This is a genomic window from Flavonifractor sp. An52 (genome assembly GCF_002159385.1).
Classification (GTDB): Bacteria; Bacillota; Clostridia; order Oscillospirales; family Oscillospiraceae; genus Flavonifractor; species Flavonifractor avicola.
Window position 1 is genome coordinate 48,541 of sequence record NZ_NFIB01000008.1, and the last position, 22,320, is coordinate 70,860.

25 protein-coding genes are annotated in these 22,320 nt (G+C 62.8%); all 25 read left to right on the top strand.

Annotated features, from left to right (window positions below; genetic code table 11):
- Nucleotides 1-18: 18 nt before the first annotated feature.
- The 25 genes from B5G06_RS04630 to spoVM all read left to right on the top strand — a co-directional run bounded on the left by B5G06_RS04630 (nt 19) and on the right by spoVM (nt 22,270).
- A complete protein-coding gene (locus B5G06_RS04630) occupies nt 19-273 on the top strand; it encodes a DUF3343 domain-containing protein (protein ID WP_087187917.1) in 255 nt (84 codons plus the stop codon).
- On the top strand, nt 270-1,397 hold the full coding sequence (locus B5G06_RS04635; RefSeq protein ID WP_087187918.1) for an aminotransferase class V-fold PLP-dependent enzyme: 1,128 nt from the start codon (nt 270-272) through the stop codon (nt 1,395-1,397). The genes B5G06_RS04630 and B5G06_RS04635 overlap by 4 nt, the downstream gene beginning before the upstream one ends.
- Nucleotides 1,398-1,627: 230 nt before the next feature.
- Nucleotides 1,628-2,515, top strand: coding sequence for a diadenylate cyclase CdaA (cdaA, locus tag B5G06_RS04640; RefSeq protein WP_087187919.1), 888 nt, complete (start codon nt 1,628-1,630; stop codon nt 2,513-2,515).
- On the top strand, nt 2,496-3,740 hold the full coding sequence (locus B5G06_RS04645; protein ID WP_087187920.1) for a CdaR family protein: 1,245 nt from the start codon (nt 2,496-2,498) through the stop codon (nt 3,738-3,740). The genes cdaA and B5G06_RS04645 overlap by 20 nt, the downstream gene beginning before the upstream one ends.
- A gap of 40 nt (nt 3,741-3,780) precedes the next feature.
- Entirely contained in the window at nt 3,781-4,209 is a 429-nt protein-coding gene (locus B5G06_RS04650; protein WP_087187921.1) for a SoxR reducing system RseC family protein, read from the top strand.
- Entirely contained in the window at nt 4,209-5,078 is an 870-nt protein-coding gene (locus B5G06_RS04655) for a DUF5685 family protein (RefSeq protein WP_087187922.1), read from the top strand. Before B5G06_RS04650 ends, B5G06_RS04655 begins: the two co-directional genes overlap by 1 nt.
- Nucleotides 5,075-5,668 (top strand): J domain-containing protein, encoded by a 594-nt coding sequence (locus tag B5G06_RS04660; protein WP_087187923.1) that lies wholly within the window; start codon nt 5,075-5,077, stop codon nt 5,666-5,668. The genes B5G06_RS04655 and B5G06_RS04660 overlap by 4 nt, the downstream gene beginning before the upstream one ends.
- Nucleotides 5,669-5,671: 3 nt before the next feature.
- Nucleotides 5,672-6,211: a hypothetical protein gene (locus B5G06_RS04665; RefSeq protein WP_087187924.1), complete on the top strand. Its 540-nt coding sequence runs from the start codon at nt 5,672-5,674 to the stop codon at nt 6,209-6,211.
- 79 nt (nt 6,212-6,290) lie between these two features.
- The gene (locus B5G06_RS04670) at nt 6,291-7,169 is read left to right on the top strand and encodes a YicC/YloC family endoribonuclease (protein ID WP_087187925.1); all 879 of its coding nucleotides are present in this window, start codon (nt 6,291-6,293) and stop codon (nt 7,167-7,169) included.
- An 11-nt stretch (nt 7,170-7,180) separates the two neighbouring features.
- Entirely contained in the window at nt 7,181-7,450 is a 270-nt protein-coding gene (locus B5G06_RS04675) for an extracellular matrix/biofilm regulator RemA (protein WP_087187926.1), read from the top strand.
- A complete protein-coding gene (gmk, locus tag B5G06_RS04680; RefSeq protein WP_204220746.1) occupies nt 7,450-8,058 on the top strand; it encodes a guanylate kinase in 609 nt (202 codons plus the stop codon). The genes B5G06_RS04675 and gmk overlap by 1 nt, the downstream gene beginning before the upstream one ends.
- 6 nt (nt 8,059-8,064) lie before the next feature.
- Nucleotides 8,065-8,265: a DNA-directed RNA polymerase subunit omega gene (rpoZ, locus tag B5G06_RS04685; RefSeq protein ID WP_087187928.1), complete on the top strand. Its 201-nt coding sequence runs from the start codon at nt 8,065-8,067 to the stop codon at nt 8,263-8,265.
- A 250-nt stretch (nt 8,266-8,515) separates the two neighbouring features.
- A complete protein-coding gene (priA, locus tag B5G06_RS04690; RefSeq protein ID WP_242955347.1) occupies nt 8,516-10,981 on the top strand; it encodes a replication restart helicase PriA in 2,466 nt (821 codons plus the stop codon).
- Between the two features lie 13 nt (nt 10,982-10,994).
- Nucleotides 10,995-11,489, top strand: coding sequence for a peptide deformylase (gene def / locus B5G06_RS04695; RefSeq protein WP_087187930.1), 495 nt, complete (start codon nt 10,995-10,997; stop codon nt 11,487-11,489).
- Nucleotides 11,486-12,436 carry a methionyl-tRNA formyltransferase gene (gene fmt, locus B5G06_RS04700; protein ID WP_087187931.1) on the top strand — a complete coding sequence of 317 codons (951 nt, stop codon included), beginning with the start codon at nt 11,486-11,488 and terminating at the stop codon, nt 12,434-12,436. The genes def and fmt overlap by 4 nt, the downstream gene beginning before the upstream one ends.
- Entirely contained in the window at nt 12,433-13,680 is a 1,248-nt protein-coding gene (locus B5G06_RS04705) for a glycosyltransferase family 39 protein (RefSeq protein WP_087187932.1), read from the top strand. Before fmt ends, B5G06_RS04705 begins: the two co-directional genes overlap by 4 nt.
- A 12-nt stretch (nt 13,681-13,692) precedes the next feature.
- Nucleotides 13,693-14,391, top strand: a complete 699-nt coding sequence (locus B5G06_RS04710; protein ID WP_087187933.1) for a zinc metallopeptidase — start codon at nt 13,693-13,695, stop codon at nt 14,389-14,391.
- Nucleotides 14,392-14,394: 3 nt separating this feature from the next.
- Entirely contained in the window at nt 14,395-16,365 is a 1,971-nt protein-coding gene (rsmB, locus tag B5G06_RS04715; protein ID WP_087187934.1) for a 16S rRNA (cytosine(967)-C(5))-methyltransferase RsmB, read from the top strand.
- A 1-nt stretch (nt 16,366) separates the two neighbouring features.
- Nucleotides 16,367-17,395, top strand: coding sequence for a 23S rRNA (adenine(2503)-C(2))-methyltransferase RlmN (gene rlmN / locus B5G06_RS04720; RefSeq protein WP_087187935.1), 1,029 nt, complete (start codon nt 16,367-16,369; stop codon nt 17,393-17,395).
- A gap of 85 nt (nt 17,396-17,480) precedes the next feature.
- On the top strand, nt 17,481-18,212 hold the full coding sequence (locus B5G06_RS04725) for a Stp1/IreP family PP2C-type Ser/Thr phosphatase (protein ID WP_087187936.1): 732 nt from the start codon (nt 17,481-17,483) through the stop codon (nt 18,210-18,212).
- 17 nt (nt 18,213-18,229) lie between these two features.
- Nucleotides 18,230-20,353, top strand: a complete 2,124-nt coding sequence (gene pknB / locus B5G06_RS04730; protein ID WP_087187937.1) for a Stk1 family PASTA domain-containing Ser/Thr kinase — start codon at nt 18,230-18,232, stop codon at nt 20,351-20,353.
- A gap of 1 nt (nt 20,354) precedes the next feature.
- Nucleotides 20,355-21,236 carry a ribosome small subunit-dependent GTPase A gene (rsgA, locus tag B5G06_RS04735; RefSeq protein ID WP_087187938.1) on the top strand — a complete coding sequence of 294 codons (882 nt, stop codon included), beginning with the start codon at nt 20,355-20,357 and terminating at the stop codon, nt 21,234-21,236.
- Nucleotides 21,221-21,871, top strand: a complete 651-nt coding sequence (locus B5G06_RS04740) for a thiamine diphosphokinase (protein ID WP_087187939.1) — start codon at nt 21,221-21,223, stop codon at nt 21,869-21,871. Before rsgA ends, B5G06_RS04740 begins: the two co-directional genes overlap by 16 nt.
- A gap of 129 nt (nt 21,872-22,000) precedes the next feature.
- Nucleotides 22,001-22,165, top strand: coding sequence for a hypothetical protein (locus B5G06_RS14000; RefSeq protein ID WP_158094663.1), 165 nt, complete (start codon nt 22,001-22,003; stop codon nt 22,163-22,165).
- A 3-nt stretch (nt 22,166-22,168) separates the two neighbouring features.
- A complete protein-coding gene (gene spoVM, locus B5G06_RS13835; RefSeq protein ID WP_140399822.1) occupies nt 22,169-22,270 on the top strand; it encodes a stage V sporulation protein SpoVM in 102 nt (33 codons plus the stop codon).
- Nucleotides 22,271-22,320 lie beyond the last annotated feature (50 nt).

Genomic DNA, 22,320 nt, shown 5'->3' on the forward strand with positions numbered 1-22,320 from the left:
GCGAGAGGAGCGTTTTTTATGGTCTATTATCTCATTGTCTGCCGCTCCCTGACCTATGCCCAGCGGACAGCCGCCGCGCTGGAGCGGGCGGGGATCACGGCCCGCATTCTTCGATCCCCCAAACTCATCGACCGGGAGGGGTGCAGCCACTCGGTGAAGGTGGCCGAGCGCAGCCTTACCAAAGCCCTGGTGATCCTCAACCGGGCTGGCCTCACACCCAAGCGGATTTTCCTCCATGCGGAGGACGGCGGCTACCGGGAGGTGGGGCTGTGATCTACCTGGACAGCGCCGCCACCACCCTGCAAAAGCCCCCCGCCGTGGCCCGGGCGGCGGCCTGGGCGGTAAACCACCTGGCCAGCCCCGGGCGGGGAGGGCACCTGCCCGCCCGACGGGCGGCGGAGACCGCCTTTGCCTGCCGACAGGCGGCGGCCGACCTCTTCGGCATGGAGAGCCCTGAGCAGGTGGTGTTTACCTTCAACGCCACCCACGGCCTGAACATCGCCATCCGTTCCTTGGTGAAGCCGGGGGATCGGGTGCTCATCTCCCCATGGGAACACAACGCCGTCACCCGGCCCCTTCACGCTCTGGGGGCGAGACTCCTGGTGGCCAAGGCGCCTCTGTTTGACCGGCAGGGGCTGCTGGACGCTTTTGAGGCGGGGCTGGAGGCGGACCCGGCGGCGGTGGTATGTACCCATGTCTCCAATGTGTTCGGTTTTATCTTGCCCATGGAGGAGATCGCCGCCCTGTGCCGCCGCCGAAGGATTCCCCTCATCGTGGACGCCTCCCAGTCCGCCGGCTGTCTGCCGGTGCGGCAGGGGAAGCTGGGGGCGGCCTTCATCGCCATGCCCGGCCACAAGGGGCTGTACGGGCCCCAGGGGACCGGGCTGCTCCTCTGCGCCGGGGAGGCGGTCCCTCTGATCCAGGGTGGTACCGGCAGTGCCTCCGCCCTCCAGACCATGCCAGATTATTTGCCTGACCGGCTGGAGGCGGGGACCCACAATATGCCCGGCATTTCCGGACTGCTGGCGGGGCTGCGCTATGTGGCCGCCCGCACCCCGGAGGCTATCGGCAAACGGGAGGGGGCCCTTATCCGACGGGCAGCCCAGGGGCTGGCCCGGCTGCCCCATGTAAAAGCTTTTCAGGCACGGGACCCGGCCTGTCAGAGCGGCGTGCTCTCCTTCCAGGTGGAGGGGATGGACTGCGAGGCGGTGGGGGAGTCCCTGAGCCGCCGGGGCATCGCCCTGCGGGCGGGGCTCCACTGCGCCCCTCTGGCCCATGAAAACGCCGGCACTCTGGATGCGGGCACCGTCCGGGCCAGTGTCTCCGACTTCAATACCCCGGCGGAGGTGGACCGGTTTGTGTGGGAGGTCTCCCGGCTGGTCCAGTCCTCCCGCTGAGCGAAATGCCCTCCAAGGCCCTCGGCCCGGAGGGTTTTTTGCTGCCAGGAAAGCGTCGGACCCCGTCGGATCTGAGGGAACGGTGAGCGGAATTCACAGAAAATTGATCTTGCTTACCCTTGTCAAGCACAGGGGAATACAGTATAATAAATTGGTTAAAGTAGGTCGGTTCAACAGGACCGGCCAGGGAGCAATGACCGGCGCCGCCGGAGAGCGGGAGACGTGGGAGTATGGAAGGCATTTTATATCTGCTGCAGCAGCTCAAAGGGATGGTGACCCCCATCGGGATCTTCGATATCATCGACATCCTGATTATGGCGTTTATCATCTATAAGCTCATTATGCTCATCCGCCGCACCAGCTCCGGGGCGGTGGCAAAGGGCATTTTGGTGCTCATTGTGGCCCTGTGGGCCTCCAGCCTGCTTCAGCTTAACACCGTTAATTTCCTGCTGGGCAGGGTGGTGGAATGGGGCGTTGTGGCTCTGGTGGTCATTTTCCAACCGGAGATCCGCCGCTTCCTGGAGCAGATGGGCCGTACCAGCCTGGGCCAGGTTTTTACCCACGCTGAGGAACGCAACGAGCTGGATGGGGCCATCACCCAGACGGTGGAGGCCTACGCCTCTCTGTCCAAGTCCAAGACCGGTGCGCTGATGGTGTTTGAGCGGAAGAATATGCTGGATGATGCCATCAAGACAGGCACTGCCCTGGACTGCTCGGTGAGCGCCGAGCTTCTGAAAAACATCTTCTGGAACAAGGCCCCCCTCCATGACGGCGCCGTCATCGTCCGGGGCGGCCGGATCGTGGGCGCGGGCTGTATGCTCCCCATGTCGGGCAACGTGAATCTGTCCCGGGAGCTGGGTATGCGCCACCGGGCGGGCATCGGCGCCAGCGAGCACACCGACGCGGTGGTGGCCATCGTGTCGGAGGAGACCGGCTCCATCTCGGTGGCGGTGGGCGGGATGCTCAAGCGGCATCTGGCCCCCGAAACCCTGGAACGGCTGCTCCGCAATGAGCTTATGCCCGAGCAGGAACAGACCGAAGCTCCGTCCAAGTTCAAATTTATGTCGCTGTTCCGGGGCGGAAAGGGGGAGAAGCTGAATGGTGAGAAAGATCACTGATTCCAAGTGGTTCTATATTCTGGTCTCCCTGCTGCTGGCCTTCGCCCTTTGGATCTATGTGGGCAAGGAGGCCAACCCCCTGACCACCGGTACCGTCCGCAACGTACAGGTGGTATTCAGCGGCCTGGACGTGCTGGAAGAGCGGGGCCTGATGATCTCCCAGGGAGCCGATCAGACGGTGAGCCTCAATATCCAGGCCCGCCGGGAGGTGTTCAACCGCCTGTCCCAGGGGGATGTGACGGTGAATATCGATGTGTCCGGCATTACCGAACCGGGTGAGCAATCCATTCCCATCACCACCCGTATCATCAGCTATCCCCGATCCATCACCTCCACCGACGCCATCGATCTGCGGTATACAAGCCCCTCCACTGTGGACTTTACCGTGTCCCGCTGGACGGAAAAGGATGTGCCGGTACAGGCGGTCTTTGAGGGCAGTGTGGCTGAGGGCTATCAGCGGGGCGAGTTCTCCATCACCCCGGAGACCATTACCATCAGCGGCCAGGAGGAGCTGGTCAACGAGGTGCAGTATGCCCAGGTGACCGTGGCTCAGCAGGACCTGACCAGCACCTACAGTGAGCAGTGTCCGGTGACCCTCATGGATGCGGACGGAAACGCGGTGACTGGGAGCAACATTCAGGCCGATCCCCAAACCGTTCTGGTGACCCTGCCGGTGGAGGTGCTCAAGGAAGTACCCCTCACCGTCAACCTCATCGAGGGCGGCGGCGCTACGGCGGCCGACGCCAAGGTGACCTTCAGTCCCACCGACACCATCATGGTGTCCGGCGATCAGGCTGATGTGGAGGGCCTGAAGGAAATCTCCCTGGGTGATATCAAACTGGCCGACGTATACGGCACCAATGTGTTTACCAAGGAGATTGAGCTCTCCCCGGAGCTGACCAACGTCAGCGGCATTACCGAAGTGAATGTGACGGTGACCATTCAGGGTCTGGCTACCCGCACCATGAAGGTGGACAACATCGAGATCATCAACACGCCCGAGGGCTATGAGGCGGAGGCCATCACCAAGTCGTGCAGCGTCCTCATCCGGGGCCCGGAGGAGGAGGTCAATGAGATCACCGAGTCCCAGCTTCGGATCGTAGCCGACCTGTCCAACACCGATCCCTCCACCGGCAGCCGCACTGTCCCGGTCAAGGTCTACCTGGATGGCAGCAGCAGCGTGGGCGTGGTGGGCGAATACGCCATATCCGTGTCTCTGACCTAGATTCCTGTCACAGAATAAAGAGAAAAACCAAGGTGATCCCATGATTCAAACTGCAAAAGTAACCAAAGTATTTCCCGATGGCCGGGCGGAGGTGGCGGTGAAGCGTCAGTCCGCCTGCGGCCACGACTGCTCCAAGTGCGGCGGCGGATGCAGCGAGCTGATGGTCAGCTCCACCGTGGCCGTCATGGCGGCCAACCCGGTGCGGGCCATGCCCGGCGACATGGTGCGGGTGGAGTCCTCCACCGGCGGCATTCTGAAGGCGGCTGTGGTGGTCTATCTGGTGCCTTTTATCCTGTTTTTCCTGGGTTATTTTATCTGCGCTGCCTTTCAGCTGAGCAGCGGCATCAGCGCCGCGGTGGGCGGCATCGGCTTTGCCCTGGGCGTGCTGCTGGCGGTGCTGCTGGACCGGCAGGTCCGCCGCAACCGCTCCATTACCTTCTGTATCACCGCCATCAATCCAGCTGACTGATGTTCGGCTATGTGCGTCCCTGGCGGGACGAACTGAAGGTGTGCCAGAACCGGGACTATGAGGCCCTCTATTGCGGAGTGTGCCACGCTCTGGGCAAGCGCCACGGCTTTCTGGCCCGGATGTTCCTCAACTACGACTTCACCTTCCTGGCCATGCTGCTGGACGGGGCAAAGCCGGAGCCTGCCTCCAGGCGATGTCCCGCCCGGCTGTGGTGCAGGAAGAAGAACTGCGTCCTCTCTGACGGAGTGGACGCAGCCGCCGATGCCGGTACCATCCTCAGCTACTGGAAGCTGCGGGACACGGTAGACGACAGCGGTTTCTGGAAGGGGCTGCCCGCCCGGCTGCTCTCTTTGCTGCTCCGACGGGGCTACAAAAAGGCGGCGGCCGCCCGGCCGGAGTTTGATGCCCAGGTGCGCCGGTGCCTGGAGGAACTTCAGACCCTGGAAAACGAACGCTGTCCCTCCATGGACCGGACGGCGGACACCTTTGCCCGGCTGCTCACCGCTGCCGCGCCCCCCTCAGGGGACCGGGCCCGGGACCGGGCCATGGAACAGCTGCTCTACCACATCGGACGGTGGATCTACCTGGTGGACGCCTGGGACGATCTGGAGGAGGACAAGCGTACCGGCTCCTACAATCCCATCCTGACCCGCTTTGACGGCAGGCCGGAGGAGGGACGGGAGACCATGCGCACCACTCTGCGTCACTCTCTCAATCTGGCTCGGTCCGCCATGGCCCTGCTGGAGCTGGGCCACTGGCAGGAGACGGTGGAGAATATCCTCTATCTGGGCCTGCCCGCCGTGGAAGAACTGGTTTTTACCGGCCAATGGAAGGCCGCCAATCATACAGACAGGAGAAAACATACATGAGCGATCCTTACAGCGTATTGGGTGTAAAGCCTGACGCCAGCGACGACGAGATCAAGCGGGCGTACCGGGAACTGGCCCGGAAGTACCATCCCGACAACTATCAGAACAATCCTCTGGCCGATCTGGCGGAGGAGAAGATGAAGGAGATCAACGAGGCCTACGACGCCATTACCAAGATGCGCTCCGGCGGCGGCCACCAGGGCGGAAGCTATCAGGGCGGCTATCAGCAGTCCTACGGCTCCTCCTCCCAGGGCTCCAGCCTGTACAACCAGGTCCGCCAGGCCATCAATATGGGGGATCTGAGCCGGGCCGAGCAGCTGCTCCGCTCCGCCCCCAACCAGGATGCCGAGTGGCACTTCCTCACCGGCTCTCTGGCCTACCGGAAGGGCTGGCTGGACGAGGCCACCCAGCACATCCAGATCGCCTGCAACATGGACCCCTCCAACGCCGAATACCGTCAGGCCCTGATGATGATGCGTCAGGGCGGCCAGGCCTACCGGCCCTACGGCTACGGCAGCGGCCCCGATGCCTGCGATATGTGTACCGCCTGTATGTGCCTTAACTGCCTGTGCGGCGGCTGCGGGAACTGAGCCATGGCAGGGCGTGGTTCTTATCGCGGCGGTGCGGGTCGGACAGCGCTGGTGGGCCTGCTCACCGGCCTGTCCCTCATCTCCCTCTACCTGGCCTTCCTGGCGCCCAGCGGCAAGCTGGCGCTGGTGGCGGTGGCGGGGGTGTTTCCGGCAGGGGCGGTGGTGTCCGCCAGCCTGGCCGCCGGGTTTTTCTGCTACGGCGCCACCGGTATTCTGGGTCTGCTCCTTATCCCCAGCAAGAGTGTGGCGCTGCTCTACCTGATTTTCTTCGGATTGTGGCCCATGGTGAAAAGCTTGCTGGAGCGGCTGCCCAGCCGGGTACTGGAATGGGTGGGCAAGCTGGTCTGCTGCAACATCGCCCTGGCGGTGCTGTGGTTCGGGCTGAAGGCACTCTTTCTGCCCTTTTTGCCCGCCGCCCTCAGCCAGAGCTGGATGGTCTTTGCTGCCGGCAACATCGGCTTTGTCATCTATGACATCGGCTTTTCCAAGCTCATTGCCTTCTATGTGGCCCGGGTGGACAGGGGCTTGCGGAAGAATCGGTAGTCTGATATAATATATAAGATTAGATGCTTTCCTCCCGCCGGGCGGCGGGAGACACTATACACGACAGGGGGAACCCCATTTGGTCAAGAGTATGACCGGCTATGGCCGGGGAGAGGCCAACCTGAACGGCCGTCCCATCACGGTGGAGCTGCGCTCGGTGAACAACCGCTATCTGGACTGCACCGTCAAGCTGCCCCGCATCTATGTGTTTGCCGAGGACGCGGTGAAGAGCCGGGTGCAGAGCCGGATTTCCCGGGGTAAGGTGGACGTGTACATCACCATTGGCCCCTCCGCCAATGGCGACGTGGCCATTTCGGTGAACAAGCCTGTGGCCGACGGCTATTACGCCGCCCTTAAGGACCTGCGGGACAGCTATGGCCTGAAGGACGACATCTCTGTATCCCTGCTCTCCCGGTTCCAGGACGTGTTCCTGGTGGAAAAGACCCAGGAGGACCTGGAGGCCCTGTCTGCCGATATCTGTACGGTGCTGGATCTGGCGCTGGACGACTTTGACGCCATGCGCACCCGGGAAGGGGAGAAGCTGTGCCAGGACGTCCGGTCCCGGGCGGCCACCATCGAGGGCCTGGTGTCCAAGGTGGAAACCCGCTCTCCCGGCATCGTGGCCGACTATCGTGCCAAGCTGGTGGCCCGGATGAATGAGGTGCTCCAGAATACTCAGATCGACGAGAGCCGCATTCTCACCGAGGCGGCCATCTATGCCGACAAGGTGGCGGTGGACGAGGAGACTGTCCGCCTGCGCAGCCATCTGTCCCAGCTGGACCATATGCTGAGCCAGGGCGGCGCCATCGGCCGCAAGCTGGACTTTTTGATCCAGGAGTTCAACCGGGAGGCCAACACCATTGGCTCCAAGTGCAGCGATATTGAAACCGCCGGCTATGTGGTGGATATCAAGGCCGAGATCGAGAAGATCCGGGAACAGATCCAGAACATCGAGTAAGGAGCGGCCCCATGAAACTGATCAACATCGGCTTTGGCAACATGGTATCGGCGGGACGGCTTATCGCCATCGTCAGTCCGGAATCCGCCCCCATCAAGCGTATGGTGCAGGAGGCCCGGGATAAGGGCAACCTGATCGACGCCACTTATGGACGGCGTACCCGGGCGGTGCTCATCATGGACAGCGACCACATCGTGCTCTCGGCCCTCCAGCCGGAGACGGTGGCAGGCCGACTGGGCGGAAAAGAGACAGAAGCCGCAGAGGAGGAAGAAGCGCCTTGATGGGAAAGAAAAAGGAACGGGGCACGCTCATCGTGCTGTCCGGCCCCTCGGGAGTCGGAAAGAGCACCGTGATCGCCGAGCTGCTCAGCGAACGCAAGGACATCCATTTTTCCGTGTCCTTCACCACCCGGCAGCCCCGGGTGGGCGAGGAGGACGGAGTGAACTACAACTTCGTCGCCCGCGAGGAATTTGAGCGGATGATCGCCAACGACGAGCTGTTGGAATACGCCGAATATGTCCATAATTACTACGGCACTTCTCTGCGGGTGATCCGGGAGAAGCTGGATGCCGGTATCGACGTGTTGCTGGACATCGAGGTCCAGGGCGCCGCCAAGGTGCGTGCCAAGTGCCCCGACGCGGTGTGTATCTTCATCGTACCCCCCTCCTTTGAGGAGTTGTCCCGCCGGCTGCACCGCCGGGCCACCGACAGCGAGGAGGTCATCCAGGGCCGGCTCCAGAAGGCCCGGGAGGAATACCGGGAGATCCCCAATTACGACTATCTGGTGGTCAATGACAAGGTGTCCGACGCGGCGGAGGAGATCATCTCCATCCTCACCGCCGAGGGATGCCGCACCAAAAACCGCATGAATCTGGTAGAAGGAGTCTGATCGAATATGATGCTCGAACCCCCTATGAACAAACTGCTGGAGCAGGTGCCCAGCCGCTATATGCTGGTGAACGTGGTGGCCCAGCGGGCCCGTCAGGTGGCCACCGAGGCGGAGGACGCCGGCATCTCTCTGGACGATAAGCCTGTCACCATCGCCATCCGTGAGGTGGCCGAGGGTAAGGTGGAGCTGAACCAGGAAGAGGCCTGATATGAGAGGAATGAGAGGCAAGCGACAGACTTTCCGGCCTGTCGCTTGCCTCGGGCTGTCCTTAGGCCTTGTTTGAAGATTGTCAACAAGCCCAATCGGCGGGCCTTTTGCCCCCTGGACGGCACAATTTTTCCTTGAAATCCGTCAGGATTCCTGCAAAAAAATTGCTTGCCAGCGGCCAAAATTCCTCGTCGCTGGGCATATCGCCAATATTCAAACAAAGCCTAGGGGAAATGGGGAGGAGATGGACATGGTAGCGAAAATCGCCCTCAAGGCCGCCACCTACGCCATCGACAAGCCCTACGACTACGCCGTGCCTGCCGAGCTAACTGCTACTCTGCGGCCTGGGATGCGGGTCATCGTGCCCTTCGGCGCGGGCAACCGCCGCACCGAGGGCATTGTACTGGCCCTGGAAGCCCAGGGTCCGGCAGGTGTGTCCCTAAAGCCGGTGCTCACCGTGCTGGATGACAGCCCGGTGCTGGACGGTGAGGCCATCAAGCTGGCCCTGTGGATGCGGGAGCGGTGGTTCTGCACCGTGTACGACGCTGCCCGGGCCATGCTGCCGGCGGGGCTGTACTATGCCCTCCAGGACCAGTGGAAGGTGGCCGATGGGGTGGACCGGGAGGCGGCCTTTGAGGCCGCCGGCAAATCGGACCACGCCCGGCAGGTGGTGGAGCTGCTCTTTGCAAACGGCGGCTGCGCCGATGTGACCGCCATCCGGGAGGCCTTCGGTATCAACGACCCCAATCCCGCCCTTAAGCTGCTGCGGGACAAGGGGATCATCACCCTGGAAACCAGTGCCGCCCGGGGCGTGGGGGACAAGACCGAACAGGTTGCGTCCCTGGCTATGCCCGCCCAGGAGGCCCTGGATCAGGCTGCCGCACGGCGGCGAACCGCCCCGCTGCAATATGCGGTGGTGGAGCTGCTGTGTGCCATCGGCGAAGCTTCCACCAAGGAGCTGTGCTACTTTACCGGGGCCAGCTCGTCCACCCTCCGGGCCTTGACCAAAAGCGGGGTCATTACCCTGGAAAAGCGGGAGGTCTACCGCCGGGTACAGGTGGAGGGCGTGGAGCAGCTGGCCGAGCCGGTACTCAACGGCGAACAACAGGCCGCCTTTGACGGCCTCAACGCTTTGGCTGCCGGAAATAAGGCCGCCGCCGCGCTGCTCTACGGCGTCACCGGCAGCGGCAAGACCCAAGTATACCTAAAATTGATCTATGAAACCCTGCGGCGGGGGAGAACCGCTCTGGTGCTGGTGCCCGAGATCTCTCTGACCCCCCAGCTGATGCGCCTGTTCTCTTCCCACTTCGGGGAGCAAATCGCCGTACTCCACTCCTCCCTGAGAGCGGGGGAGCGGTACGACGAGTGGAAGCGCATCAAGGCGGGGGAGGCCCGTGTGGTCATCGGTACCCGCTCCGCTGTCTTTGCCCCCCTGAAAGACCTTGGTCTCATTGTGTTGGATGAGGAGCAGGAGGGGACCTATCAGTCAGAAAACGTGCCCAAGTACCACGCACGGGACGTGGCCAAGTTCCGCTGTGTCCAGCACAAGGCTCTGCTGCTGCTGGCCTCGGCCACCCCGTCCATTGAGACCATGTACCAGGCCCGGCAGGGCGCCTACCAGCTGTTTACCCTGAAACAGCGGTACAATCAGCGGCCTCTGCCCCCGGTAGAGATCGTGGATATGAAGGGCGAGCTGCGCTCCGGCAACGGCACTGACCTGAGCGGCGTGCTTACCCGGGCCCTGGAGGATACCGCCGCCCGGGGGGAGCAGGCCATTTTACTGCTCAACCGCCGGGGTGCCAGTCGGATGGTGAGCTGCGGGGAGTGCGGCGAGGTGCCCACCTGCCCCCGGTGCTCCGTCCACCTCACTTACCACTCGGCCAACGGGCGGCTCATGTGCCACTACTGCGGCCACTCCCAGCCTTTGCCCCCTGCCTGTCCGTCCTGCGGCGGTACCCTGAACTTCATCGGGGCGGGTACCCAGAAGGTGGAGGAGGAGCTGACCGAGGCTTTGCCCGGTCGGGAGGTTCTGCGGATGGACGCCGACTCCATTTCGGCCACCCACAGCCACGAGAAGCTGTTCGCCCGGTTTGAACGGGAGAACATTCCGGTGCTGCTGGGTACCCAGATGGTGGCCAAGGGTCTGGACTTTCCCAACGTGACTCTGGTGGGTGTCATCAACGCCGACCAGTCCCTGTATGTGGACGACTACCGGGCGGGTGAGCGCACCTTCTCTCTGCTCACCCAGGTGGTGGGTAGAGCGGGCCGCGGAGCCCGGGGGGGGCGGGCCATCATTCAGACCTATACCCCCGACAACGACGTGATCCGCTGCGCCGCCCGCCAGGACTACGACGGCTTCTATCAGCAGGAGATCGCCCTGCGGCGGCTGCGGGGCTGCCCGCCCTTCCGGGATCTGTTCGTACTCACCGCCTCAGGCAAGCTGGAGGCGGCGGTGCTGCGAACCTGTATGCGGCTGCGGCGTACTTTGGAGGGCTGGCTGAGGCTGCCCGCCTATGAGGGATTGGAGGTCCAGCTGCTGGGTCCCGCCCCGGCTTCCATCGCCAAAATCAACGAGCGCTACCGCTATCGGCTCACCATGGCCTGCGCCAACACCAAGCCGGTGCGTGATATGATCGCCGCCCTGCTGCGGGCGGCCCAGACCGATAAAGAAAACAAAGGGGTGTCGGTGACCGCCGACGTGAACCCACTGGATTAGGAGGAAGAACATTATGGCACTGCGTACCATTCTCACCGACGGCGATCCCGCCCTGCACAAGGTCTGCCGTCCTGTGACCCAGTTTGATGAAAAACTCCACGACCTGTTGGACGACATGAAGGAGACGCTGGCCAAGGCCAACGGCGCCGGACTGGCTGCTCCCCAGGTGGGCATCCTCCGCCGGGCGGTCATCGTGGTGGATGCCAACGATGAGATGCTGGAGCTGGTCAACCCGGAGATCATTGCCCGGGAAGGGGAGCAGGAGGGCTTTGAGGGCTGCCTGTCCGTTCCCGGCCGCTGGGGCGTGGTGAAGCGTCCCATGAAGGCCAAGGTGCGGGCTCAGGACCGCAACGGCAACTTCTTTGAGGTGGAGGGCGAGGAAATCGTGGCCCGCTGCTTCTGCCACGAACTGGACCACCTGGACGGCCATCTGTTTACCGAGCTGGCTGGCCGCCTGTACACCAACGAGGAGTTGGAAGAGATGATGGCGGAGGAGGACGACGCATGAGAATCCTCTTTATGGGTACGCCCGATTTCGCGGTGCCCTCTCTGGAGGCCCTGATCCAGGCGGGTCACCAGATCTGCGGGGTGTTTACCCAACCCGACAAGCCCAAGAACCGGGGCATGAAGCTTCAGGCTCCGCCGGTGAAGGAGTGCGCTCTGGCCCACGATATCCCGGTGCATCAGCCCACCAAGCTGCGGGACGGCACCGCCCTGGCCCTCATCCAGGAGCTGGCCCCCGAGCTCATCGTGGTGGCCGCCTACGGCCGCATCCTGCCCGACGACATTCTGGCCGCGCCTCCCAAGGGCTGCATCAACGTCCATTCGTCCCTGCTGCCCAACTACCGGGGCGCCGCTCCCATCAACTGGGCGGTGCTCAATGGGGATAAGGAGACCGGCGTGACCATCATGCACATGGCCCACGACCTGGACGCCGGAGACATCATCTCTCAGGCATCCACCCCCATCGATCCCGATGAGACGGTGGTGACCCTCCACGACCGGCTGGCTGTGCTGGGGGCCCAGCTGCTGGTGGAGACGGTGGCTCAGATTGACGCTGGTACTGCTACCCGCACCCCTCAGGACCATGACAAGGCCACCCTGGCCCCCATGCTGAGCCGGGAACTGTCCCCCATGGACTTCACCCGCACCGCCCGGCAGCTCCACGACCAGGTCCGGGGCCTGATTCCCTGGCCCGCCGCCGTGGCTATCTTGGGAGACAAACGGTGTAAAGTATTTAAAACTGTCGTTTCTGAGGAGCGCACCAACACTGCTCCGGGCACTGTTCTGGCCGCCGGGAAGGATGGCCTGGCGGTGGCCTGCGGGGAGGGCACCGTGCTGCGGCTGGAGGAGATCCAGCCTGACGGCGGCAAGCGCATGAAGGCTGCTGACTACCTGCGGGGCCATCCCATTGAGGTGGGGACCGTGCTGTCCCTGCCGGAGCAGGGGAAATGAACCTGATCTGGACCCTGGCGGTCACCGGCGTGGTGGCCGCCCTGGGTTTGTACCTGGTGCTGCGGTGGCTGGGCCGGGCCGGTGTGCCGGTGCCCCTGGCCGCCAAAGGACTTGCAGCCAAGGGCTATATGCCTGACAGCAGAGAATGTGTAAAGGCATTTGCCGTTACATTTGGATTCCGTATTTTGATCTTCCTGCTGGTGGGGTTGGTGGCCTGTTTCGTGCTTTATCCCGGCTCCGGTCCCGACGCCTTCCTGTGGATCTGGAAGAAATGGGACGGCCTGCACTACGTCAATCTGGCGGAGCTGGGCTATTCTGGCTATGTGGAGGACGGGAAAAATCTGTTTCTGGTGTTTTTCCCCTTGTATCCCTGGCTGATGCGGGTGATTTCCCTTATCACGGGCAATACTATGGCGGCGGGGCTGCTGATTTCCTTTGTCTGTTACGGGGCGGGCTGCGTCTTTCTCTACAAACTGGCCGCCTTTGAGCTGGGCAGGGGAGGAGCCCGGCGGACGGTGCTCTTTCTGTCGGTGTATCCCTACGCCTTCTTCTTCGGCGGCATTATGACGGAGAGCTTGTTCCTGCTTACCACCGCCGCAGGGCTGTGGTACATCCGCCGCCACCGCTGGTGGCTGGCGGGGGTATGGGGACTGTTGGCCGCCATGACCCGGATGCACGGCGTCCTGCTCATTGGGGCGGCAGCTGCCGAGCTGGTGGAGCATATGGGCCGCTTTGATTGGAAAACCATTGCCCGCAGACTGCCAGCTCTACTGCTGCCAGCTGTGGGCACCCTGATCTATTTGACCCTCAACTGGTCTGTAACTGGCAACCCATTTGCCTTTACAGTTATGCAGCAGCACTGGAGTCAGGGCTTCTGTCCCATTGCCGATACCCTGTGGTATGTGCTGCAAAACGCCCTGAGCTACCCTACGGAGCTGGTGCGGTACCAGATCTGGATTCCCACCATTGTGCTCTTCCCGGTGTTCTTTGCCCTGCTGGTGTGGGCGCGGAACAAGTTCCGGGGTATGTACACCCTGTACGGCTTTGTCTACCTGGTGCTCAACTATTCTTTGTCCTGGCTGCTCAGCGCCGGACGCTATTTGTCCTGCGCCCTGCCGTTCTTCCTGTTTGCCGCCGCCCTCACCGAGGGGAGACCCAAGCTGACAGCGGCGATCACCACCGCCATGGGGGCGGGATTCCTGCTCAATCTGTTCTGGTTCCTTACCGGGGGCCAGGTCATGTGACTGGAGGTCATTATGCCCTTTTTCTACTATTTTGACACCTATTACTGGATCATTCTGGTGCCAGCTATGCTCATCGCCCTGCTGGCCCAGATCAATGTGTCCTCTACCTTCAACCGCTATTCCCGCATTGCCAGCCGCCGGGGCCTTACCGGCGCTCAGGCTGCGGAGGAGGTACTGAAGGCCCACGGGGTGTACGGCGTGCGCATCACCCGGGTGTCCGGTAAGCTTACCGACCACTATGACCCCCGGACCAATACCATCCGGCTGTCCGACGCGGTGTACGGCTCCACCAGCATCGCCTCGGTGGGAGTGGCCGCCCATGAGGCGGGCCACGCCGTCCAGTACGCCCAGGAGTACGGTCCCATCAAACTGAGAGGGGCCATCATCCCGGTATGTAACTTCAGCTCCCAGATCTCCATCCTGCTCATTATCCTGGGCTTTGTCCTGTATTCCCGGCCCCTGTTTGCCGTGGGCGTGGTGCTCTTTGCCGTGGCCGCCTTCTTCCAGGTGGTCACCCTGCCTGTGGAGTTCAACGCCTCCCGCAGAGCCATCCAATCCTTGCAGGATACCCATATGCTGGACGACCAGGAGCTGCGTGGGGCCAAGAAGGTGCTTGGGGCTGCCGCCATGACCTATGTGGCCGCTCTGCTGGTGTCCATTGCCCAGCTGCTGCGCTATATCCTGGCTTTCAACAGCCGCCGGAGGGATTGACATATGACTGCCAGAGAAGCGGCCCTCCGGGCCCTGGTGGCCTGCGAACAGCAGGGCGCCTGGTCGGACGGCTTTTTGAAGAAGATCCTGCGTACCGCCGGACTGGACAGCCGGGACGCAGCCCTGACCACCCGGCTGTGCTTTGGTGTGCTCCAGAACAGGTTGCTGCTGGACTACTACCTGGGCAAGCTGTCCACGGTAAAGCTGGAAAAGATGGAGCCCGCTGTCCGCAACAGCTTGCGGCTGGGGGCGTATCAAGTGCTTTCCCTTGACAGAGTGCCCGACCACGCCGCCGTCAGCGAGGCGGTGGATCTGGCCCGGAAGGGCTCCAAGAATCCCCGGTCCGCCGGTCTGGTGAACGGTGTGCTTCGGTCCCTGGTGCGGCAGAAGGACAGCCTGGAGCCGCCGGAGGACCCGGCGGTGCGGTACAGCCATCCCCAGTGGCTGGCCGACCTCTTTACCCGCCGGCTGGGCAGGGAGGAGGCCGCCGCCCTTATGGCGGCCAACAACGGGGAGCCGCCCACCTGCGCCCAGGTGAACACCACCAGGGCCACGGTGGAAGAAGTGACCGATTCCCTCCGGGCGGAGGGAGTGGAGGTCCAGCCTCACCCCTGGCTGCCAAACTGCCTGCTGCTGTCCCACACCGGCAGCCTGGAGGAGCTGGCCGCCTTCCGGGAGGGCCTCTTTTACATTCAGGACGTCGCCGCCAAGCTGGCGGTGCTGGCCGCCGACCCCAGGGAGGGGATGGACGTGCTGGACGCCTGCGCTGCCCCCGGCGGCAAGTCCTTTGCCGCCGCCATTGCCATGTGGGGCAAGGGAAAGGTGGTCTCCTGCGACATCCACCCACATAAGATGGACCTGATCCAGGCGGGAGCCAAGCGGTTAGGCCTGGACTGTATTACAGCGGAAGTGCTGGACGGCAGGGAGTGTAAAGAAGAATTCCTTGACGGATTTGACCTGGTATTGGCCGACGTGCCCTGCTCCGGCCTTGGTATCATCCGCAAGAAGCCGGACATCCGCTATAAGGACCCCAAGCCCCTGGAGGGGCTGCCCCGGGTCCAGAAGGCCATTCTGGACAATGTGTGCCGCTACGTCCGTCCAGGCGGTGTGCTGCTCTATGCCACCTGCACTCTGCTGGAGCGGGAGAATGAGGACGTAGTGCGGGCATTTTTAGACAAGCATAAAGACTTTACATTAGAGCGTTTTCAGTTGCCCGGCGACTTTGAAGGCGCCAGGGAGGGCATGGTGACCTGCTGGCCCCACCGCCACGGCACCGACGGCTTTTTCTTCGCCAAGCTGCGGCGGATGCGGGGGGTGTATGAGGTCCGGCCTAACGAGGGCATGGGTCCCTTCACCTTGGGCATGACCCAGGCCGAGGCGGAGGACGCCCTGAACAAGCTGAATGAGGAAGAGCACCAAGCCGTGGAGGTGTGGCACCGCTTCGGCGGGTACGGCTCGCCCCAGACCTTCCAGCTGGAGTATGAGGACGGAAAGCTGAGCCGCATTGGACTGGACCGGTGCGAGGATCTCAAGGTCCTGTACCGAGGCCTGGATCTGATGGGTACCCACGCCGAGGACCTGATCCCGGCCCTGGCCAAAGAGACCGGCTATGTGTGTGACTGTGAGGACCATGAGCTGGCCTGTACCTATGAATTTCCCGCACTGGGTCTGGAGCTGTGGCGGGAGAGCGCCTATCACCCCAAGCTGCTGGCGGTTCCGGAATTCCAGGAGCTGATTCAGGCGCTGCCGGAAAATCTGGAGTACGAGCAGGACCACGGCTGGTGCTTTGCCCAGGTGTGGGTCCAGACCGGGTCCTTCCGGGCCCAGTGTCCTCTGGAGCCGGGCACGGCCCCTTATGCCCACCCCGTCAAGCCAACGCCTCCGGAGCGGGAGCCTACGGCGGAGGAGATGATTGCGTTCCTCCATAGAAAATATGGACTGATACCGCCGGAAAGGCCCGGCAGGGGAGAGTAACATGACTGACATCAAATCTATGGATCTGGCGGAAATGACCGCCTATTTGAAGGAGTTGGGGGAGCCCGCCTTTCGTGCCAAACAGGTCTTTCAGTGGCTCCATCGGGGGGTGCGCTCCTTCGATGAGATGACCAACCTGTCCAAGGCCCTGCGGGAAAAGCTGAAGGCCGACTGCCTCCTGTGTCCGCCGGAGGTGGAGCGCAAGCAGGTGTCCGCTCTGGACGGCACCATCAAATATTTATGGCGCTTATCCGACGGAAACTGCATTGAAACCGTTTTGATGCGCTACCATCATGGGAATACTGTGTGTATCTCCTCTCAGGTGGGCTGCCGCATGGGGTGCGCCTTCTGTGCCTCCACTCTTGGTGGCAAGGTAAGAGACTTGACCCCTGCTGAGATGCTGGACCAGGTGCTCTTTACGCAGATCGATTCCGGCCACACCATCAGCAATATTGTGCTCATGGGCATCGGCGAACCCCTGGACAACTTCGATACGGTGCTGCGGTTCCTCTCCCTGGTCAACAGCCCCGACGGGCTCAACATCGGGATGCGCCACATCTCTCTGTCCACCTGCGGTCTGGTCGAAAAAATTGACAAACTGGCCGAGCATCAGTTACAATTAACCCTATCGGTATCCCTCCATGCCCCCGACGACGAGACCCGCAGCAAGCTCATGCCGGTGAACAGAAGCGTGGGCGTGGAGAAGCTCTTTGACACCTGCCGCCGGTATTTTGAAAAGACCGGGCGGCGGATCTCCTATGAGTACGCCATGGTGGACGGGGTGAACGATTCCGACTGGCAGGCTGACCTGCTGGCCAGTCACCTGAAGGGCACCCCGGGCCATGTGAACCTGATCCCCCTGAACCATGTGGCGGAGAGCCCTCTCAAGCCCAGCCGCCGGGTGGCCCAGTTCCAGAAGCGCCTGGAGTCCCACGGCATCACTGCCACGGTGCGGCGGAAGCTGGGCGGGGACATTGACGCCTCCTGCGGTCAGCTCCGCAGGAAGGCCATGCTGCATACCGATGACTGAGCTGCACTGGCGCAGGCGCCAGGCCATTGTTTTGCCGCGGGCCCGGGCAGCAGGGCCGGCCGGCTGGAAAAGAGGCTGATTCACTATGATCAAAGCGTGGGGCATCACCGATAAAGGCGTGGTGCGTACCCAGAATCAGGACGGGTATTACTTAGACGTGCCGTCGGAACACCTGGCTGTGGGCGTGGTGTGCGACGGTATGGGCGGCGCCAAGGCGGGCAACATCGCCAGCCTCATTGCCGTGGAGACCTTCGTGGATACCCTCCAGCACGCCCAGGGCGAGCCGGATACCCCGCCGCCGGCGGTGCTGGCCCGTGCGGCGGAGGAGGCCAACGGCGCGGTATACCGCCGGGCCAGTTCCGATCCCGACTGCTTCGGTATGGGCACCACCATGGTGGCGGTGATGGTGGTGGAGAACACCGCCTACCTGCTGAACATCGGAGACAGCCGGGCCTACCACATCAACGAAGAGGGGATCACCCGGCTCACCCGGGACCACTCGGTGGTGGAGGACATGGTGGCCCGGGGAGATATCACCCCGGAACAGGCCCGCACTCATCCCCGAAAGAACCTGATCACCCGGGCGCTGGGCGCGGAGGAGCGCATCCGGGCCGACCTGTATGAGCGGGAGCTGGTCAGCGGAGACTACCTGCTGCTGTGCTCCGACGGGCTGAGCAACATCCTCTCCGACCAGGAGCTGCTCTATGAAGTCATCCACGGGGGAGATCCCGCCGGCTGCTGCCAGCGGCTGCTGGACATCACCATCTCAAGAGGTGCGCCGGACAACGTGACGGCGGTCCTCTTCCAGATCCTTTGAAAAGGGGGTAATGAACTATGGATCAGTACATAGGGAAATTACTCGACAACCGATATGAAATTCTGGAGCGCATCGGCATCGGCGGCATGGCCGTGGTGTACAAGGGCCGGGATCACCGGCTCAACCGGCTGGTGGCCATCAAGATCCTGAAGGAGGAGCTGGCCTCCGACGCCGAGTTCCGCCGCCGCTTCCACGATGAGTCCCAGGCTGTCGCCATGCTGTCCCATCCCAATATCATGGCGGTGTACGACGTGTCCCACACGCCCGAACTGGACTATATCGTCATGGAACTGCTGGACGGCATCACCCTCAAGCAGTATATGCAGAAGAAGGGTGGCAAGCTGGCCTGGCGGGAGGCCCTTCACTTTATCACCCAGATCATGAAGGCCCTGTCCCACGCCCACAGCCGGGGCATTATCCACCGGGACATCAAGCCCCACAATGTGATGGTGCTGCGGGACGGCTCCCTGAAGGTGGCCGACTTCGGCATCGCCCGGCTCACCTCCTCGGCACAAGCCACCCTGACCCAGGAGGCCCTGGGCTCGGTCCACTATATTTCCCCCGAGCAGGCCCGGGGCAGCCACATCGACGCCCGCAGCGACATCTACTCCGCCGGCGTGGTGCTCTATGAGATGATCACCGGCCGCCTGCCCTATGAGGGAGATTCCCCTGTGGCAGTGGCCATTCAGCACATCAATTCCATCCCCCTGTCTCCCCGAGAGATCGATCCGGAGATCCCCGAGGCTCTGGAAGCCATCACCATGAAGGCCATGGCCTCCGACGTGAACCAGCGGTATATCTCCGCCGACGCCATGCTGGCCGACCTGGAGGAGTTCCGCAAGAATCCCTCCATCAACTTTGACTATACCCCGGCGGATCTGCTGGTCACCGAAGGGGATGAGCCTACCCAGGTGCTGGGGGCCAATACCCCCAGCAATGTGCGGACCCAGCCCGCCCACGCCGACCGCTATGAGGAGGATACCTGGACCCGGCCCAGAGGTCCCCGGCGGGAGGAGGACCCCCGCAGCCGTACCAAAAATAAGCGGTACGAGGATGACTATGAGGAGGTCCGGGGCGCCAACAGCCGTCTGCCCATCTTCCTGGCCATCGGTGCGGTGGCTCTGTTCCTGGTGGGCATGGGTGTGTTCCTGTGGTTCTCCTTCTTCAATGGCCTGGGCGGCGGCAGTTCCACCCAGTATAATGTGCCCAGGCTCATTGGCATGACCGTGGAGGAGGCCGAGCAGCACTCCGACGTGGTGGAGGCTGGCTTCCATATCGTGGTCGGCAATACGGTGGACAGCAGTCTGCCTGCCGGTCAAATCGTATCTCAGGACCCGGAGAGCGGCCGTAACGCCCAGGCGGGCGCTACCATTACCGTGGATCTGAGTAACGGCAGCGACTCCGACGAGCTGGAGGAGGGCGTCATGCCCAACCTGGTGGACCGCGACAAGCGGATCGCCATCAGCGAGCTTAACGCCCTGGGCTACAGCGAGGAGAAGGGCAACCTGGTGATCCAGGAGGAGGCCAGCGAGGACGTGACCAAGGATTACGTCATCTCCACCGATCCCAAGGCCGACGCCAGCCTGGAGGGCGTGGACAAGGTGACCTTGGTGGTGAGCACCGGCCCGAAGGAGGAGCCGGTGACCGTCATCAACTTTGTGACCATGACGGAGCAGGAAGCCCGGGATGCCGCCGACAAGCTGGGCCTGACGGTCTCTGTGGAAGAGGTGTACGACGACTCGGTGGAAGCTGGCCATGTGTGCTGGCAGAGCATCGATCCCAACACCGAGGTGGAGAAGGGCCAGACCATCCGCCTGCGGGTGAGCAAGGGTTCCGACCCCTCCGCCGGCGAACCCACCACCCAGCCCAGCACCGATCCCAATGAGTCCACTCCGCCCACCGACCAGCCCACCGAGTCCCCCAGCAGCCAGCTGAAAACCATCTCCTACACCGTCAATCTGCCCCGGGATCGGGACAGCGTGGAGGTGGTGATCACGGTGGACGGACAGGAGCAGTACCGCAAGACCATGGATACGGTTCAGCAGCTGGTGACGGTGCCCCTGAAGGGCAGCGGCACCCAGACCGTCGGCGTCTACTTCGACGGCCAGCTCAGCCTGAGCGAGCCCAAAGACTTCGGCTGATATGGAAGGGATCATCTTAAAAGCCCTCAGCGGCTTCTACTATGTGGACGACGGCTCCGGCAGGCTCACCGCCTGCCGGGGCCGGGGCAAATTCCGCCATCAGAAGGTGAGTCCCCTGGTGGGGGACCGGGTGGAGTTTACCCGCCTGGAGGGGGAGAGCGGCATCCTGGACGCCATTCTGCCCCGGAAAAATGAGTTCCAGCGCCCGGCGGTGGCCAACATCGACCAGCTGGTGGTGGTGGCCTCCGGGGCCATTCCGGTCACCGACCCCTTCCTCATCGACCGGGTGGTGTCCATCGCCGAGGGGCGGGACTGCGAGAGCATCATCGTCCTCAACAAGTGCGACCTGGACGGGGCGGACAGCCTCTACGACACCTACACCAGGGCGGGCTTCACTACCCTGCGGGTGAGCGCCCAGACGGGGGAGGGCATTGATCAGCTGGCCGCTGCCATTGTTGGAAAGGTATCTGCCTTTACAGGCAATTCCGGTGTAGGCAAGTCCTCCATTCTCAACGCCCTCCAGCCCGACTTCCATATTCGGGTGGGCGAGGTGTCCGACAAGCTGGGCCGTGGCCGCCACACCACCCGCCATGTGGAGTTGTTCCGGCTGGACAGCGGGGCCATCGTGGCCGATACCCCCGGCTTCTCCTCCTTTGATACCGAGGAGATGGAGCTGCGGCGGCCGGAGGAGCTGCAATACACCTTCCGGGAGTTCGCTCCCTATCTGGACCAGTGCCGGTTTACCGGCTGCGCCCATGTAAAGGAAAAAGGCTGTGCAGTCCTTGCGGCGGTAAAAGCGGGGGAGATCCCGGCCAGCCGTCACCAGAGCTATGTGCGGCTGTACCAGCAGGCAAAGGAAGTGCCGGAATGGCAGAGAAAATAACCAAACAGGCCCTCATCGTCGGCGCAGCCCCCTGCGCCGACCTGGCTTTTCTGGGGGCGTATCTGGAGGGAAAGGACTGGACGGTGATCTGCGCCGACGGCGGGCTGCAAACCGCTCTGGCCGCCGGGCTGAAACCGGACTACCTCATCGGGGACTGGGACTCCGGCGGCGGCCCCGCCGGGGACGTGCCCTATGCCACCCTGCCGGTGGAGAAGGACTTTACCGACCTCCAGGCGGCGGCTCACTGGGCCCTGGAACAGGGATGCAAAGAGCTGCTGCTGTGTGGCTGCACCGGCGGCAGGCTGGACCACACCGCCTCCAATCTGGTGCTGCTGGAGTGGATCGCCCGCCGGGGCGGCAAAGCCGTCATGGCCGACGGGGACAATGAGGTGCGTTTTCTGGAAAACGGCGCCCTTACACTGGAAGATGCGCCCCACTACCACTATCTGTCCATCATCCCCCTTGACAAAACTGTAAAGGGTGTTACCTTGTGTGGCGTCAAATACCCTCTGGAAGGAGCGGAACTCACCCGTGGGGACACCCTGACCGTCAGCAATGAGCCCTCCGGGCCGGTGATGGAGATCACCGTGGAACAGGGGGCAGTGCTGGTGATCCGCAGCCAGCGGGAACCATAAAAGCATATCGAATACCTCACAGGGGGCGGCTTTTGCCGCCTCCTGTTTTGTTGTCCGCCCCTGGGGCATGAACACAACCGCCTTCCTGTGCGTATACTGGGACAGAACCAGTGAAGGGAGGCGGCTGTTTTGACGTTGGAGGGCAAGAAGGCCCTTGCCGCGGCGGCGCTGTGCGGCGTGGGCGCGGTGCTGCTGTTTCGTCCGGGCACTCTGGCGGTCTTTGTGGCCGGGGCCTGGCTGGGCCGCCGGGGCTTTGGCTGGCTCAAACGATATTGGCTTGACAGGGAGGCATAAGGTATGAAGATCGTGGTAGTGAAGTCCCCCAAAGCCCTCAGCAGCCTGCTGAGGCTGGTATTCGGCATCAAAAAATCCGACCTGGCGCCGGAAAGCCGGTCATAGCCGGACCCCCTTGTACATATATTGCCCTAGCAGCAATCAGTCTGGGCAAT